Origin of the sequence: Thalassorhabdomicrobium marinisediminis, assembly GCF_003072065.1 — a bacterium.
In the GTDB taxonomy this organism is placed as follows: domain Bacteria; phylum Pseudomonadota; class Alphaproteobacteria; order Rhodobacterales; family Rhodobacteraceae; genus Octadecabacter; species Octadecabacter marinisediminis.
Genome location: NZ_QCYG01000011.1, coordinates 70,020 through 86,237 on the forward strand (window position 1 = coordinate 70,020; position 16,218 = coordinate 86,237).

A 16,218-nucleotide genomic window follows, 5' to 3' on the forward strand; every position below is an offset into this window, starting at 1 on the left:
GATTTTTCTTGGGCGAACCAAACGCTTGCACGGTTGACAACCCGGCACGCAGGCCAGAATGTCGCAGGTGTGTTTCCTGGGGGTAATGCATGACGGAGGATTGTCAGACAGCGAATAACGCCACGAACTGCGCACGGCTGCATGCTGCAGGGCGCTTCGCTGCATGGCCGGAACCGCCTGATGATATCGGGCGGCCTGATGCCTTCCATGCTGCGTCCCACGGGGAAAAATGACGGACCGCGGATGTCATCCCGGTCCGTGATACGTCTGGAACATACAACAAGGAGAGTCCTATGTTCGCGAAATTGAAGTTTACGGCAGTCGCTGCGGCCACCACCGCACTGATGGCCCCGGCCGCCATGGCCGAGGAATTCATCACCATCGGCACCGGCGGCGTGACCGGCGTTTACTACCCCACCGGCGGCGCGATTTGTCGTCTGGTCAACAAGGGCCGCCGCGACCATGGCGTGCGCTGCTCGGTCGAATCCACCGGTGGTTCGGTCTACAACATCAACACGATCCGCGAAGGCGAGCTTGAGTTCGGCGTCGCGCAGTCCGACTGGCAGTACCACGCCTACAACGGCACCTCGCGCTTTGAGGAAGACGGTGCGTTCGAAGGTCTGCGGGCCGTGTTCTCGGTCCACCCCGAGCCCTTCACCGTCGTCGCCCGTGCCGACAGCGGCATCCAGAGCATCGAGGACCTTGAAGGCAAGCGCGTGAACATCGGCAACCCCGGTTCCGGCCAGCGCGGCACGATGGAAGTGCTGATGGAAGCCCTGGGCTGGACGACTGACGATTTCGCCCTCGCAACCGAGTTGAAGGCCGCCGAGCAGTCCGCAGCGCTGTGCGACAACCAGATCGATGCGATGGTCTACACCGTGGGCCACCCCTCGGGGTCGATCCAAGAAGCCACGACGGCTTGCGACTCGGTGCTGGTGAACGTCTCCGGCGATGTGGTCGATGGTCTGGTTGAAGAGAACTCCTTCTACCGCACCGCCACCATCCCCGGCGGCATGTATCGCGGCAACGATGAAGACGTGCAGACCTTCGGCGTCGGTGCGACCTTCGTGACCTCGGCGGATGTATCCGAAGACGTGGTCTACACGCTGGTCTCCTCGGTCTTCGAGAACTTCGACGACTTCACCGGCCTGCACCCTGCCTTCGCCAACCTCAAGCCCGAGGAAATGGCCACCGCAGGTCTGTCCGCGCCGCTGCACCCCGGTGCCGAAAAGTACTACCGTGAGCAGGGCTGGATCGAGTAAACGGTCCGCCTGCACCACTGTCGGGGGCGGCGCGCTGCCCCCGGCGCACCGGTTGTTGGGGACAACCGGACAAATCTGAAAAGATGCGCCGGCCCACCGGCAAAAAGGGGGACAGATGTCACAATCCGAAAGCCGCGCTCTGAGCGAGCAGGAACTACAGGACCTCGTTGCGGCCAGCGACAGCGGAGCCCGCAGCCCGACCGGGGCCGTGGGCCTTTTTATTGCCGCCGTGGCGCTGATCTGGTCGATCTTTCAGGTGCTTCTCGCCTCACCGGTGGCGCCCTACATCCTGCCCGCCGATGCGATCAACAACTCGCGCCAGATCCATCTGGCCTTTGCGATGTTTCTGGCCGCGATGGCCTATCCCCTCTTCAAACACAGCCCGCGCAGCTACATCCCGTGGTATGACTGGGCGCTCGGTCTCGCCGGCGCCTTCCTCGCGCTGTATGGCTATTTCTTCTACGACAAGATCGTGCAGAACGGCGGTCTGGCCGACACGCAAGACGCCTATTTCGCACTCGCGGGCCTGATCATCCTGTTCATTGCCTCCTACCGGGTGCTGGGCCCGGTGATGGTGATCCTCGCCGTGGTGTTCCTCGCCTACGTCTTCTTCGGCGCCTCGGACTATGTGCCCGACCAGATCCGTTGGGCGGGCGCCAGTCTGCGCAAGGCGATGAGCCATATGTGGATCACCTCGGAAGGGGTCTTCGGCATCGCGCTGGGGGTCTCGACCAAGTTCGTGTTCCTGTTCGTGCTCTTCGGCGCGCTGCTAGATAAGGCGGGCGCGGGCAATTACTTCATCAAGATGGCCTTCGGCGCGCTTGGTCACCTGCGCGGCGGTCCGGCGAAAGCCGCCGTTGTCGGATCGGCCGCTACCGGTCTGATCTCGGGCTCGTCCATCGCCAACGTGGTCACCACCGGGACCTTCACCATTCCGCTGATGAAACGGGTCGGGTTCTCGGCAGAAAAGGCAGGCTCGGTCGAGGTCGCCTCTTCGGTGAACGGCCAGATCATGCCCCCGGTCATGGGGGCCGCGGCCTTCCTGATGGTCGAATACGTCGGCATTTCCTATGTCGAGGTGATCACCCATGCCTTCCTGCCCGCGGTCATCAGCTATATCGCGCTGGTCTATATCGTTCACCTTGAAGCGGTGAAGAACAGAATGCCGACCATCGGCAATAAGGTGGTGAACCTGTTCAACACCGTGCTGGGCATGTTCGGCTTTTTCGCCGGTTTCGCGCTGCTGTGCTATGCCACGCAATATCCCGTGGGCTGGATCGTGTCCCTGTTCCCCGAGGGCGCGGGTTGGATCCTGTCGGCGCTGCTGGGGGTGATCTATCTCGGCCTCGTCTATCTCGCGGCTCAAGGCCCCGATCTTGAGCCCGACGATCCCAACGCCGAAGTCGTGGAACTGCCCGACGTGGCGGTGATCTACAAAACCGGGCTTTATTACCTGCTGCCCATCGTGGTTTTGGTCTATTTCCTGATGATTGAGCGCAAGTCGCCGGGCCTGTCGGCCTTTTGGGCGACCTTCCTTTTGTTCTTCATCCTGCTGACGCAGAAACCGCTGAAAGCGCTGTTCCGGGGAGAGGGCAACTTCGGCGCGCGGCTCAAGGACGGGGTTCTCGACCTTGTGGGCGGCATGATCGACGGGGCGCGCAACATGATCGGCATCGGTCTGGCCACAGCCACCGCCGGCATCATCGTCGGCACCGTGTCGCTCACCGGCATCGGTCAGGTGATGGCGGACTTCGTCGAGTTCCTCTCGGGGGGCAACCTGATCCTGATGCTGATCTTCGTGGCGATCCTGTCGCTGATCCTTGGCATGGGCCTGCCGACCACGGCGAACTACATCGTCGTGTCGTCGCTGATGGTCGGCGTCGTGGTCGAACTCGGCGCGCAGAACGGGCTGATCGTGCCGCTGATCGCGGTGCACCTGTTCGTGTTCTACTTCGGCATCATGGCCGATGTGACACCGCCCGTGGGGCTCGCCAGTTTCGCCGCTGCCGCCGTATCGGGTGGCGATGCAATCCGCACAGGCTTTACCGCCTTCTTCTACTCGCTGCGGACCGTCGCCCTGCCCTTCGTGTTCATCTTCAACACCGACCTGTTGCTGATCGACGTGACATGGACCCAAGGCATCATCGTCTTCATTGTGGCGACCATCGGTATTCTGGTGTTCACGGCCGCGACGATGAACTGGTTCCTGACCAAGAACCGCATCTGGGAAACCGTGGCGATGCTGCTCATCGCCTTCGCGCTGTTCCGGCCGGGGTTCTTCATGAACCAGATCCAGCCCCCGTTCGAGAACGTCGAACCGGCCGCCTTCGCCCAAGCCGTGGGGGAAGCGCAGCCCGGCAACCAGTTGCGACTGGTCATCTCCGGCCCCGACTTCGACACGCTTGAGGTCAAAGAGGTCACAGTGCCCGTCACCGTGCCCGAGGGCGCCGACGCGCAGGCCCGCCTCGATACGCTGGGCTTCATCATCTACGATGAGGACGGCGTGCAGCGGCTGGATGAGCCGATGTTCGGAACCGAGCTGGGCGACGCCCTGTCGTCCTTCGACTTCTACGGCGACGAACCGGTGCAGATCGCCAGCGTGCAGGCCACGGCGGACCAGCTCCCGAAAGAGCTGATCTTCATCCCGGCGCTGCTGCTGCTTGGCCTGATCGCGTTTTTGCAACACCGCCGCGCGGAACCAGACCTGCAAGGAGAGCCCGCATGACCCAGACGATCCTTTGTGCCATCGACATCAACCGCCCCAAGGAAGAGGCGCACGTGCTGGAAGCGGCCAAACGGCTGGCCGATCTGGACGACGCGCAGCTTGACGTGATCACGGTTATGCCCGACTTCGGGTCCGGCGTCGTCGGGGTCTATTTCAAGGACCATCAGGTGAAGGCCGCCAAGGACAGCGCGAGTGAAGCGCTTGAAAAGCTGGTGAGCAACGTGCTCGGGCCGGACCACAGCAAGAAGGTGCGCCATGTGGTGGCCGTGGGCAAAGCCTATGAAGAGGTGCTGCACGCCGCCAAGGTGTCGCAGGCGGACCTGATCGTGATCGGCGCCCAACGGCCCGACTTCAAGGACTACCTGCTTGGCCCGAACGCCGCGCGGGTGGTGCGCCATGCGACCTGTTCGGTCTATGTCGTCCGCGCGGACTGACCGCCGCCGGCAGGGCCTGCCTGTCACCGTGCCGCAGGGGGGAACCGACGCTTCACGGTGGCAGGGCGCGCAGGACTGTGCCATTCTGCGGCCATGAACACCGCCGCCTCCCGCAAGCCCGCGTCCCGCCGGACCCTGCCCCGACTTGATGAAAGCCTGCTGACGCACATGGCGCCCTTCGAGAAGCTCGATAAGGCGCAGATCCGCGCGATCCTCGATCATGCGGTCTCGCGCCGTTATGCCGCTGGCACGGCCCTGTTCGACGAAGGCGCGCCCGCCGACCGGTTCTTCATGTTGCTGGACGGCTACGTGCGCGTGGTGCGCATCACCCCCACGGGCGAACAGGTCACCGCGCTGCACATCCCCGCGGGGCAGCTTCTGGGCATCGCCAAGGCGCTTGGCCGCGACACCTATCCCGCCTCGGCCATCGCCGCCACGGATTCGATTGCGCTGAGCTGGCCCATGCGATTGTGGGACAGTTTCGTGGAAACCTACGACGGGTTTTCCACCGCCAGCAACAAGACCGTCGGCCAGCGCGTGGGCGAGATGAACAACCGCATGGTGGAAATGGCGACGCAGCAGGTGGAACAACGGGTCGCCAATGCGCTTTTGCGTCTGATCAACCAGACCGGCCGCAAGGTCGACGACGGGATCGAGATCGACTTTCCGATGACCCGGCAGGACCTGTCCGAGCTGACCGCGACCACCCTGCACACGGTCAGCCGTCTGCTCAGCAAATGGGAAAAACAGGGGCTGGTGCAAAGCAAGCGCAAGCGGATCACGGTGACCGACCCCCATGCGCTGGTGGTGATCGGTCAGACCTGACCCGTCACCGCCGCCGTGAGCTCCGACAGGAAGCTGTCCTCGTCCAGATCGTATTCGGCGCAGGCATCAACGATGGTATGGAAGGGGCTCACCAGACAGCCCACACACAGCATCTTGTGGCGCATGAAGACCTCGACCGTGTCCGGCCAGAGCGTCATCATGTCCGCCAGTGGCAGATCGGGATCATCCAGTCGTGGCTTGCCCATGGTGTTTGGTCCTCCTCCTTGCGATCCTAGGGCGGCAAGTGTCGCGGACTTTGTGCCAGATCAAACTTCGACGCGGTCGGATGCCCTAGATCGGGCACATCAAGATCCACGCGGCAGATCCTGCCGGTTTCAGAAAGACGTGTTCCCATGGCACAAACTTCCGCAGAACAGATGCGCGCCTGGACGGGGCCCGCGCTGTTCAGTTTCGGCTTCCGTCCGTTCTTCCTTTTCGGCGCGCTTTGGATGGCGCTGGCGATGCTTCTCTGGCTTGCCGCCCTTGCCGGTGTGATCGAACTGCCCACGCGGCTTGACCCGATCTCATGGCACGCCCATGCCTTCCTGTTTGGCTACCTTGGCGCGGTGATCGCGGGCTTCCTTCTGACCGCCGTGCCGAACTGGACGGGCCGCCTGCCCATGGTTGGCTGGCGGCTGGCCGCCCTTTTCGGCCTTTGGGTGGCCGGGCGCGTGGCGGTGCTCACGTCGGCCCTGCTGCCCGCGGGGCTCACCCCGTTGATCGGCGTGGCCTTTCCGGTGGTGCTGGGGCTGATGATCCTGCGAGAGATCGTCGCCGGCAAGAACTGGCGCAACCTTGTGGTGCTGGCGCTGCTGGCGGTCTTCGCGCTGGCCAATCTGATGTTCCACATCGAAGCCGCAAGGGGCGATTTTGCCGCCCAGGGTTACGGGCTGCGCCTTGGGGTCGCGACGGTGGTGATGATGATCGCGGTCATCGGCGGGCGCATCATCCCGTCGTTCACGCGCAATTGGCTGGCCGGCCAGGGTCATGCCGCCCGACCCGAGCCGCCCATGCAGCGCTTTGACAAGGCCTGCCTGATCGCGAGCGTTCCGATCTTGGGGCTTTGGGTCTCTGCGCCCGCGGCGGCGGTCACGGCGGCGGGGCTGGCGGTGTTCGGGCTTCTGCATCTGGCGCGTCTGCTGCGCTGGCAGGGCCAGCACACGGGGGGCGAAGCGTTGGTCTGGGTGCTGCATCTGTCCTACCTGATGGTCCCCCTGGGCGCCTTCGCTCTGGCGTTCGAGGCGGCCTTCGGCGGCTTGGGCGCGGCTGCGGCGCAGCACGTCTGGATGGCTGGCGCTCTGGGGGCGATGACGCTGGCGGTGATGACGCGGGCGACGCTGGGCCACACCGGCCAGACCCTGCACGCGAATGCCGCGACCGTGGGGCTTTACCTGTGCCTCTTCGGCTCGGTGGTGCTGCGGCTGCTTGCAGGCGGCCTGCCCGCGCTTCTGACCTTGTCGGGGCTGCTGTGGATCGCGGCTTTCGTAGTCTTTACAATGATATACGGGCCGCTCTTGATGCGGCCAAAACAAAGGAAAACCCTATGAGCTGGCTCGGCTTCGGCGGCGTATTCGCCGCGTTCTTCCTGACCCATTCGATCCCCGTGCGCCCCGCGGTCAAATCCCGCCTGACCGCGTGGCTCGGACCCCGCACCTTCACGATTGGCTACTCGCTGCTGTCGCTGGCCATGCTGGCGCTGCTGATCTGGGCCGCCGGTCGCGCGCCTGCGGTCTCGCTCTGGCCGCAGATGATGTGGCAACGGCACCTTGCGCATCTGGGCATGCTGGCGGCCTGCCTGATCCTCGCGGCCTCTTTGGGGCGGCCGAACCCGTTCTCGTTCGGGGGCGCGCGAAATGACCGCTTCGACCCCGCGCACCCCGGTATCCTGCGCCACCTCCGCCATCCGGTGCTGGTGGCGCTGGCGCTCTGGGCGGGGGTGCATCTGGCGGTGAACGGCGATCTGGCCCATGTGATCCTGTTCGGCGTGCTGGGCGGTTTCGCGGTGCTGGGGCGCAAGGTGATCGACCGGCGCAAACAGCGCGTGCTGGGTCCGGACAGGTGGCAAGCACTGCTGCACGCAACCCAAGCCGCCCCACTCTTCCCCGCGCCGCAAAGCTGGGCCGGGGCCGCGTTGCGCCTGCTGGCGGGGCTGGCGGCCTTTGTCGCGCTGCTGGCGCTGCACCCCATCGTGATCGGGGTAGCGGCGCTCTAGCGCCGCCACCCTTCGTCAGGACGCGCGAGAGTATCGCACCCCGTCAGGCACATGCTGGTCCAGCGTCGCGGCGATTAACCGGGTGAGCGCCTGCCCCTTCGGTGCGATGCGGACCTGGGTGCCGTCGAAGGTCACGAAGGGTGCGAAGGCCTCGGCCATCTTCGCAAGCTCCGGCGCAAGGCTGCGGGCCTGCGGGCCCATCTCGGCCTCTAAAACCGCAAGATCGAGACCGAAGTCGCACATCAGGCATTCAATCGCCCGCGCGCGCAGCTTGTCCTCCTCAGCCAGCGCATAGCCCCGGGCGCCGGCCAAGGTGCCAGCCGCGATGCGCTGCTTATAGGCCGCCGTCGCGGTGGCATTCTGCACGTAGCCTTCCGGATAGCGCGAGATCGACGAGGCGCCGATGCCGATCAGCGTCGCGCAGCTGTCCACCGTATAGCCCTGAAAATTGCGCCGCAGCGTGCCCGAGGCCGCAGCCTGCGCAAGATCATCGCCGGGGCGTGCGAAATGGTCGATCCCGATCCGGTCCAGACCCGCCGCGCCGAACATGCCGGCGGCCAGCTCCGCCAGCCGGTAGCGCGCCAGATCGCCTGGCAGGGCCGCCTCATCGATCAGCTTCTGCCGTTTGGACGCCCATGGCACATGGGCATAACCGAAGAGCGCCACGCGGTCGGGTGCGAAGGTCAGCACCTTTTCCACCGTGTCGGCGATCCGCGCCTCGGTCTGGTGCGGCAACCCGTAGACCAGATCCGTGTTGAGCGAGGCGACGCCGGCGGCGCGCAGATCCTCGACACAGGCGCGGGTGACGTCGAAGGGCTGCAACCGGCCGATGGCCTGCTGCACCTCGTCGTTGAAATCCTGAATCCCGATCGAGGCGCGGTTCATGCCTTCGGCCGCAAGGGCGGTGATCTTGGCGCGGTCCACCATCGTCGGGTCGATCTCGACCGAGAATTCGCAGGTCTCCGTCGGCGGAAACACGGCGCGGATCGCGGCGGCCAGCCGGTGGATCAGCGGCGGCGGCAGGATGGTCGGCGTCCCCCCGCCCCAGTGCAGCCGCCCCATGCGCACGCCCTCCGGCAAACGCTCTTTGAGCAACGCAAGCTCTGCCTCAATGCTTTCGAGGTAGCTTTCCACCGGGCCCAGCGTCTGCGTGCCTTGCGTGTGACAGGCGCAAAACCAGCACAGCCGTTCGCAAAACGGAATATGCACATAGACCGACACCGGATCGCGCGGATCAAGCGCGCCCAGCGCCCTGTCCTGAAACGCGCCGTCCACGCGCGGCGTGAACACCGCAGCGGTCGGATATGAAGTATAGCGCGGCACGCGCGCATCGAAGAGGCCAAGCGCCTTGAGCTGTTCAATATGTTCCATGCCCGTCCTGTGCCACGGATGCAAAGCCGCGACTTTGTTCTGGATCAACAAGCGCGGATCGGTCGTGCGAAACTGCGAATTTTCCGCGTGCCGTTGAAACTCGCCCGGTTCCCGATACCATTGCTGCAAGCCACGGACGACGTCCGTCCCTCAAAAAGGAAATGCCATGACCAACACGCTCAAGATCATCACCACCTCGACCCGCCCGGGCCGCGTGGGCCCCACCGTTTCAGACTGGGTGGCACGGGTCGCGCGGGACGTGGATGTTATCACCGCCGAACCGGTGGATCTGGCGGACATGGAGCTGCCGTTGCTGGATGAGGCGCAGCACCCGGCCAAGCAGCAATACGAACACGCGCACACAAAACGCTGGAGCGCGCAGATCGCCGGGGCCGATGCCGCGATTTTCGTTCTGCCGGAATACGACTATTTCGCGCCCGCCAGCTTCGTCAACGCCGTGCAATGCCTGATGCTGGAATGGAAATACCTGCCCGTGGGTGTGGTCTGTTACGGCGGTGTCTCGGGCGGGCTGCGCTCTGCGCAGGAGGCCCGCCAGCTTCTTGGAAACGTGGGCGCCTATGCGATCCCGCAGACCGTGCCCGTGCCCTTTGTCGCCAATGCCATCGGCGCGGATGGCGCCCTTGAGACCAACGACAAGATGGACCTGGGCCTTGCGGGGATGATCAAGGAACTTGCCAAACTGGCCGAGGTGATGAAACCTTTGCGCAGCGGGATCGAAGCGGGCTAGGCCCGCCGCACAGGCCCGGCCCATCTTCGGCGCAGGACGCCCCAAACTTCCGGAGCCTTCCCCATGAGCTTTCTGTCGGTCACCTCGGTTCCCGTTCTATCGTGGAGTTCGCCGCGAGCCTTCACCCTCACCCCGCCTCTGGCTTCGGTGGTCTATCTCATTTTAGGGCTGGTGATCTTCGGGCTGGGCGAAGCACTGCTGGTGACGGCAGGCGTCGGGGTCAGCCCCTGGACCCTGTTCGCCGAAGGGGTGACCCATGTGACAGGCTGGAGCCTTGGGTTCGCGACCTTCATCATCAGCGCCGCCGTGCTGGCGCTTTGGGTGCCGTTGAAGCAGACGCCGGGGTTGGGCACGATCCTGAACGCCATCGTCGTGGCGCTGGTGTTGGAGTTCATGTTGCCGGTCCTGCCCACATTCGAGACCTATGCCGCCAACGCGCTGCTGGCGCTTTGCGGGGTCTTCGTCACCGGCTTTGGCGGGGCGATCTATCTGGTCGCCAACCTTGGACCCGGGCCCCGCGACGGGCTGATGACCGGCTTGCAGCGCCTGACGGGGCAACCCATCGCGCTTGTGCGGATGGGGATCGAACTGTCCGTCGTCGTCATCGGCTGGGCGCTGGGGGGCACGCTGGGGCTTGGCACGGTGCTTTTCGCCATCGGGATCGGCCCGGCCATGGCGATCGGGATGCAGATCCTGCAGGCCGTCGGGAACCGCCAGCGCCGCGCCCGGCACTGACCGCGCTTACCCCACGAAAAAGGCCGCCGGACAACTCCGGCGGCCTTTGTGGTTCTCACCGCTGTGGCGCGATCACTCTTCAGGCAAACGGTAAGCGATCACCGCATCGCCCAGCTTGGTGCCTACGTAGCCGTGCCCACCGGCCACGACGACCACATATTGCCGGCCATCGCGCCCCAGATAGGTTGCGGGCGTGGACTGTCCGCCCGCAGGCAAGCGGGATTTCCACAGCACTTCGCCGTTGGAGAGGTCATAGCCGCGCACGTAGTAGTCCACCTGCCCCGACAGGAAGGCCACACCGCCGCCGGTGACGATCGGCCCGCCGATGCCCGGCACCCCGGTCTCAAGCGGAAGCGGGATCGGTGCCATATCCTCAACCGTGCCGTTGACGTGCTGATACACGGTCTCGCCGTTGGTGAGGTCAATCCCGGCCACAAAGCCCCACGGCGGCTGCTGGCAGGGCAGACCCAGCTTCGACATGAACGGACGCAGGACGGCCGCATAAGGCGTGCCGAAGTTTTCGTTCCCCATGGGATAGCCCGGTGCCGAGACGATGGAATCCAGCGTGTCGGGGCGCGGGTAGAGCGTTGAGGTGAAGCCCAGATAGACCGGCATGGCAAAGGCCACCTGTCGCGCCGGGTCAACGGCGACGCCGCCCCAGTTGAACACGCCGAAGCTGCCCGGATGGGTCAAGGTGCCCTCAAGGCTGGGGGGCGTGTAGCGGCCTTCGTAGTTCAACCCTGCGAAGGCGATGCGGCACATCATCTGGTCCACCGGGGTCAACCCCCACATCTGCGCACCCGTCACATGGGGGGGCGCAAACGAGATTTCGGACACCGGCTGCGTTGGCGCGGGCCGCTCTCCGGGCACTGCGTTCTGCGAGACCTCGATCTCGCTCACCGGCAGCACAGGTTCACCGGTTTCACGGTTCAGCACGAAAATCTCGCCCTGTTTGGTGGCCTGCACCAGTGCGGGCACGGTCTCGCCATCAATCGTTAGGTCCACAAGCGTCGGCTGGGCCGGCACGTCGTAGTCCCAGATGTCGTGGTTGACCGTCCGGAACACCCATTCCAGCGCGCCCGTCTCCCCGTCGAGCGCCACGATGGACGCGGTGAACCGGTCGACATTCTCGCTCCGGTCGCCGCCATACTGGTCCGGCGAGCCGCTGCCGAAGGGCAGAAACACCAGATCCCGTTCAACGTCATAGCTGCCCGGGGCCCAGCTGTTGGGCACGTTCTGGGTGAAGGTTTCGCCCGGCTCGATGGGGCTTGTGTCGTCCGGATTGCCCGGATCGAAGTTCCATGTCAGCCGTCCGGTGCGGATGTCATAGGCGCGCACGGCGCCCGAGGGCAGCGCGTCGGACAGGTTGTCGTTGACCGACCCGCCGACGACCAGAACGTCACCCGCGATGGTTGGGGGCGAGGTCGAATAGAACGCCGTGGGCGAGACGTTTGGCATCCCGATCCAGAGGTTGACCGTGCCGTCCGGGCCGCCAAAGCCCGGGCAGATCGTGCCGGTCTCGGCGCTGACCGCGATCAGGCGGGCATCGCGCGTCGGCAGGAAGATACGGCGCAGACAATCGGCGCGCATGGGTTCGGGCGTCTCGGGGGCCTGGTCAAGAATGATCGGGTTCGGGTCGCCTTCCTGTGCGGTGCCCGCGACGATGTTCTGGGCCACACCGGCGGCCTGCGTGGTGGCGCTTTCCATGCTGGCACGGATCAGCGCTTCGGCCTCTTGCTCAGTGGGTGCAGGTTCGTCCGAAACCTCCCATCCCAGGTCGCTGCCGTCGTGATAGGTCAGCCCGCGACAGGTGGCATAGGTGGACAGGGCGGGCGTGAGTTCGATCAGCGTGGGCGAGAAGCGCCAGCGCTCTTCACCGGTGACCGGATCAAGGGCGATCACTTCGCTTTTCGGGGTGCACAGATACATCGTGTCATCGACGATCAGCGGCGTGGTCTGCAGCGCGGTGCCTGGCAGATTCACGTGCACATCCCCGGCGTTGTATTGCCAGGCGACTTCCAGATCGGCGATGTTCTCGGGCGTGATCTGCGCCAGCGGCGAATAGCGCTGCCCGGCGGCGGTGCGCCCGTAGGACGCCCATTCCCCATCAGCCACATCGGCGTCGGTCACCGGCGGCGTCGCGACCCGGTCGCTCGCCAATCGGCCTGCGGTGTCATAGGGCTGCGTGACCATCGAGATGACCGCGACAACGGCGGCGACGGCAATGCTCGCCACCAGCACCATGCCCTCGGCCCCGTAGCCGCGGAAGCCTTCGGTGCCGTGGGTCAGACCGCGCGGAATCGGCGGCAACAACAACACCAGCCCCAGCAGGACCAGCAAGCCGCCACGGGGGGCAAGGCCCCACCAGTAAAGGCCAACCTCAAGCACGCCCCAGACCAGCGCGAACAGCACGGCCACGCCATAGACTGCAAGACCGGATTTGCGCCGGGCGAACATCAGCACCGCCGAGAGGACCAGCAGCGCGCCCAGCGCCACATAGCCCCAGGCGCCACCGAGCGAGATCAGCTCGACCCCGCCGACGGCGAGAACGCCCCCGAGCGCAAGAATTAGAATTGATAGTATGATGCGCAGCATGGGATTCTCCTGAAGGGCCACTCGTGATGTCTTCCCTGTGTATCACCCTGAACCGGTTATGCGACCCCGGTGGGGCGATCTTCGGATTAGACAGACGGGATATGCAGCGGGCGCAAGGCTAGCAGCGGTGGCGCACAAGGCCTACTTCGCCTGCCCCTCGCGGAAGATGATGAACAGGCCGCTCGATACGATGATCGCGGCCCCGATCACCGTGGTCGCGTCCGGCACCGTGCCCCAGATCCACCAGCCCAGCAAAGTAGCCCAGACAAGGCCGGTGTATTCGAACTGCGCCACGATGGACGCCGCGCTGAAGCGGAAAGCCTGGGTAATCAAGGTCATCCCGGCGGTGCCGAAAAACGCGATGCCCAGGAACAACCAGATGTCTTCGGCGCGGATCGGGGTCCAGAAGAACGGGCTGATCGCGCCGCTGATCAACGCCCCTGCCCCCACCAGATAAAGCATCATCGTCCAGCCGCTTTCCCCCGGATCAACCCAGCGCGCGCCGATCATCATCAGCGCGTAAAGCGCGGCCGTGCCCACCGGGAACAGCGCCACGACCTGAAAGACCTCGCCCCCCGGGCGGACGACGACCAGCACGCCGATAAACCCCACGCAGGCCGCGCCCCACCTGCGCCAGCCCACCTGTTCTTTAAGGAACAGGCTGGACAGGGCGATGATGAAAATCGGTGCCGCGAAAATCAGCGTCGTCGCCTCGGCCAGACCCAGCGACCGCAGCCCGGTGAAAAACAGAATTGCCGCCCCGGTCCAGACCGCGCCACGCAGCAGGTGCGCCATGGGCTTGCGGGACTGCAGCGCCGGCCAGCCCCCCGCGAAATAGGCGATCAGAAGCGCGGGGATGAGGGCGATAGCGTTGCGCAAAAACAGGATCTGTACCGGCGCATAGCTGGTGGTGAGGGTCTTGGCGATGGCGTCATTGACGCTCAGACAAGCGATGCCGATGCACATGAGCAAGACGCCCCGACCGGCGGAACGCGATGTCGCGATATTGGTTTGCGCGGTCATGAAGTCCTCCACCCCCGGTTGAACCAGAAAGGCCGCCGCCGGGCAAGCCGCACCCTCACCCCGTCACAGCGCGGGTCGAGGACCGCTCGATCAGGGTCGGCGCGATGGGCGGGTCCGTGAGGTCCAACGCGGATGGCGCGCTGTCGGCCCCGGTCATCCGCTCGATTAGATACCGGGTCGCTGCCCGGCCCATCTTGTTGCGCGGCTGGTGGATCGTGGTCAGGGATGGCACAAAATGATCGGCAAAATCAATGTCGTCGAAGCCCATGACCGAGACATCGCGGGGAACGTGGACCCCCAGATGTGCGCATTGCGACATGAAGCCCAGTGCGCATTCATCGGACGCACAGAACACTGCCGTGGGGCGGGTGTGCAGCGCCGCCCAGTCCCGCGCCGCCTGCGCCCCCGCCGCAAGGGTGAAATCAGCGTCGAACACCAGCGGATCGAAGCCCCGCTCGGCCGCTGCATCCAGAAACGCGCGGCGGCGGGTCTCGGCCAGAACGTTGCCGGCCGGGCCGCTCACATGGGCGATGGCGCGATGCCCGAGGTCAAGAAGATGCGCGACCGCAAGCTGGGTTGCCGCGCGGTTGTCGATCCCCAAACGGGGCGCATCGTAGGCGTCATTCCATTCACTGACCTGCACCAGCGGCACCTGCCAGCCGTTCACCACCTCGGCAGGCAGGCTCCCGTCAAGCAGGATGATCCCGTCCGCGCGCCCGTCATGCCCTAATGAAACCAGCCGGTCCCCCTCAATCCGGCTGTCGGAGATCTGCACCGTCAGCCCGGCCTTGCTTGCCTCGTCCTGAACGGCGGCGAAAATCTGGCTGAAGAAGGTGTTGGACAGGTTCGGCGCAAGGATCAGGATCGAACGGGACCGTCTTTGCCGAAGATCGCGGGCGGCGGCGTTTATCCGATAGCCGGTCTGTTTCACCGCCTCCATGACCTTTTCACGGGTCGCGGGCCCGACGCTTTCGGGCGTGGACAGCGCGCGGCTGACCGTGGCTGTCGATACGCCCGCCAATGTGGCGACGTCTTTGATCCGTATGCGCTTGGACATTCAGGCTCCTGCGTTCGCCCAGCTTTGTAATCGATTTCATTTTGATTGCAATCGCGATCCGAATCGGATGTAATCGATTTCATAAGGTGTCGAACCGCGCGGTGGGGACCGCGGGACGGGCGACGTCGGCAAGCGTTTCGGCGTCCGCAGGGGCGCACGAGTGGGAGGTTCTATGAAGACGATCAAGGGTCCGGCCCTGTTTCTGGCACAGTTCGCGTCGGACGAAACGCCGTTCAACGATTGGGACTCGATCACGAAGTGGGCTGCTGACTGCGGCTATGTCGGGGTGCAAGTGCCCAGTTGGGACGCGCGGTTTCTTGATCTTGAGACCGCCGCCACCTCGCGCGATTATTGCGACAGCTTCAAGGGCCGCGCCGCCGAAAACGGCATCACGGTAACCGAATTGTCCGCCCATCTTCAGGGCCAGCTTGTCGCCGTGCATCCGGCTTATGATGTGGCTTTTGACGGGTTTGCTGCCCCTTCGGTGCACGGCAACCCCAAGGCACGGCAGGAGTGGGCGGTGCGTCAGGTCAAACTCGCGCTCGATGCGTCGCGCAATCTGGGGCTTTCGGCGCTGGGGGCGTTTTCCGGCGCGCTGGCTTGGCCCTATGTCTATCCTTGGCCCCAGCGCCCTGAAGGGCTGGTCGAGATGGCGTTTGACGAACTCGCCACGCGCTGGCGTCCGATCCTTGATCACGCGGAAGAGGCTGGCGTCGACATCTGCTATGAAATCCACCCGGGCGAGGACCTGCACGACGGGGCGAGCTTCGAGATGTTTCTCGACCGCGTGGACCAGCACGCGCGCGCCAAAATGCTTTACGACCCTTCGCACTACGTCCTGCAATGCCTTGATTACATTGCAAACCTTGACGACTACGCCGAGCGGATCGGCATGTTCCACGTCAAGGATGCCGAGTTCAACCCCACGGGCAAACAGGGCGTCTATGGCGGCTTTCAGCCTTGGGCGCAGCGCGCCGGACGGTTCCGCAGCCTGGGCGACGGTCAAGTGGACTTCAAGGCGGTGTTCTCGAAGCTCACGACCATGGGGTTTGACGGTTGGGCCGTCGTGGAATGGGAATGCGCGATGAAGCACCCCGAGGACGGGGCCCGCGAGGGCGCGCAGTTCGTCCGGGATCACATCATCCGCGTGACCGACCGCGCTTTCGACGATTTCGCAGATGGCGGGGCGGACGATGCCGCCAACCGCAAAATGCTTGGATTGGAGCGATAG

The 16,218-nt window shown here is 64.8% G+C and carries 14 protein-coding genes; 9 read left to right on the plus strand and 5 right to left on the minus strand.

What is annotated here, in order from left to right; genetic code table 11:
• Positions 1-293 precede the first annotated feature (293 nt).
• The 4 genes from DC363_RS15415 to DC363_RS15430 all read left to right on the plus strand — a co-directional run bounded on the left by DC363_RS15415 (position 294) and on the right by DC363_RS15430 (position 5,246).
• Positions 294-1,262 carry a TAXI family TRAP transporter solute-binding subunit gene (locus DC363_RS15415; RefSeq protein ID WP_108642048.1) on the plus strand — a complete coding sequence of 323 codons (969 nt, stop codon included), beginning with the start codon at positions 294-296 and terminating at the stop codon, positions 1,260-1,262.
• 115 nt (positions 1,263-1,377) lie between these two features.
• On the plus strand, positions 1,378-3,987 hold the full coding sequence (locus tag DC363_RS15420; RefSeq protein WP_108642049.1) for a TRAP transporter permease: 2,610 nt from the start codon (positions 1,378-1,380) through the stop codon (positions 3,985-3,987).
• Positions 3,984-4,421 carry a universal stress protein gene (locus DC363_RS15425; protein WP_108642050.1) on the plus strand — a complete coding sequence of 146 codons (438 nt, stop codon included), beginning with the start codon at positions 3,984-3,986 and terminating at the stop codon, positions 4,419-4,421. Before DC363_RS15420 ends, DC363_RS15425 begins: the two co-directional genes overlap by 4 nt.
• Positions 4,422-4,514: 93 nt before the next feature.
• Positions 4,515-5,246, plus strand: coding sequence for a Crp/Fnr family transcriptional regulator (locus DC363_RS15430; protein ID WP_108642051.1), 732 nt, complete (start codon positions 4,515-4,517; stop codon positions 5,244-5,246).
• On the opposite strand, the gene DC363_RS15435 is transcribed toward DC363_RS15430, so the two are convergent.
• Entirely contained in the window at positions 5,237-5,452 is a 216-nt protein-coding gene (locus DC363_RS15435; RefSeq protein WP_108642052.1) for a DUF1858 domain-containing protein, read from the minus strand. The genes DC363_RS15430 and DC363_RS15435 overlap by 10 nt on opposite strands.
• Positions 5,453-5,599: 147 nt before the next feature.
• Here DC363_RS15435 and DC363_RS15440 point away from each other — a divergent pair, with 147 nt between their 5' ends.
• Positions 5,600-6,793: an NnrS family protein gene (locus DC363_RS15440; RefSeq protein WP_108642053.1), complete on the plus strand. Its 1,194-nt coding sequence runs from the start codon at positions 5,600-5,602 to the stop codon at positions 6,791-6,793.
• The gene (locus tag DC363_RS15445; protein ID WP_108642054.1) at positions 6,790-7,458 is read left to right on the plus strand and encodes an NnrU family protein; all 669 of its coding nucleotides are present in this window, start codon (positions 6,790-6,792) and stop codon (positions 7,456-7,458) included. Before DC363_RS15440 ends, DC363_RS15445 begins: the two co-directional genes overlap by 4 nt.
• Positions 7,459-7,473: 15 nt before the next feature.
• Here the strand turns inward: DC363_RS15445 and hemN are convergent, their stop codons facing one another.
• The gene (hemN, locus tag DC363_RS15450) at positions 7,474-8,829 is read right to left on the minus strand and encodes an oxygen-independent coproporphyrinogen III oxidase (RefSeq protein ID WP_108642055.1); all 1,356 of its coding nucleotides are present in this window, start codon (positions 8,827-8,829) and stop codon (positions 7,474-7,476) included.
• A gap of 166 nt (positions 8,830-8,995) precedes the next feature.
• Here hemN and DC363_RS15455 point away from each other — a divergent pair, with 166 nt between their 5' ends.
• Together DC363_RS15455 and yczE are read left to right on the plus strand one after the other, a co-directional pair.
• Positions 8,996-9,577, plus strand: a complete 582-nt coding sequence (locus tag DC363_RS15455; protein ID WP_108642056.1) for an NADPH-dependent FMN reductase — start codon at positions 8,996-8,998, stop codon at positions 9,575-9,577.
• 63 nt (positions 9,578-9,640) lie between these two features.
• On the plus strand, positions 9,641-10,312 hold the full coding sequence (yczE, locus tag DC363_RS15460) for a membrane protein YczE (protein WP_108642057.1): 672 nt from the start codon (positions 9,641-9,643) through the stop codon (positions 10,310-10,312).
• A gap of 72 nt (positions 10,313-10,384) precedes the next feature.
• On the opposite strand, the gene DC363_RS15465 is transcribed toward yczE, so the two are convergent.
• The 3 genes from DC363_RS15465 to DC363_RS15475 all read right to left on the minus strand — a co-directional run bounded on the left by DC363_RS15465 (position 10,385) and on the right by DC363_RS15475 (position 14,987).
• Positions 10,385-12,907 (minus strand): membrane-bound PQQ-dependent dehydrogenase, glucose/quinate/shikimate family, encoded by a 2,523-nt coding sequence (locus DC363_RS15465; RefSeq protein WP_108642058.1) that lies wholly within the window; start codon positions 12,905-12,907, stop codon positions 10,385-10,387.
• Between the two features lie 141 nt (positions 12,908-13,048).
• Positions 13,049-13,930, minus strand: coding sequence for a DMT family transporter (locus DC363_RS15470; RefSeq protein ID WP_108642059.1), 882 nt, complete (start codon positions 13,928-13,930; stop codon positions 13,049-13,051).
• 55 nt (positions 13,931-13,985) lie between these two features.
• Positions 13,986-14,987 (minus strand): LacI family DNA-binding transcriptional regulator, encoded by a 1,002-nt coding sequence (locus tag DC363_RS15475; protein WP_108642060.1) that lies wholly within the window; start codon positions 14,985-14,987, stop codon positions 13,986-13,988.
• Positions 14,988-15,159: 172 nt separating this feature from the next.
• Between DC363_RS15475 and DC363_RS15480 the strand changes: the two genes are divergently transcribed.
• On the plus strand, positions 15,160-16,218 hold the full coding sequence (locus tag DC363_RS15480) for a sugar phosphate isomerase/epimerase family protein (RefSeq protein WP_108642061.1): 1,059 nt from the start codon (positions 15,160-15,162) through the stop codon (positions 16,216-16,218).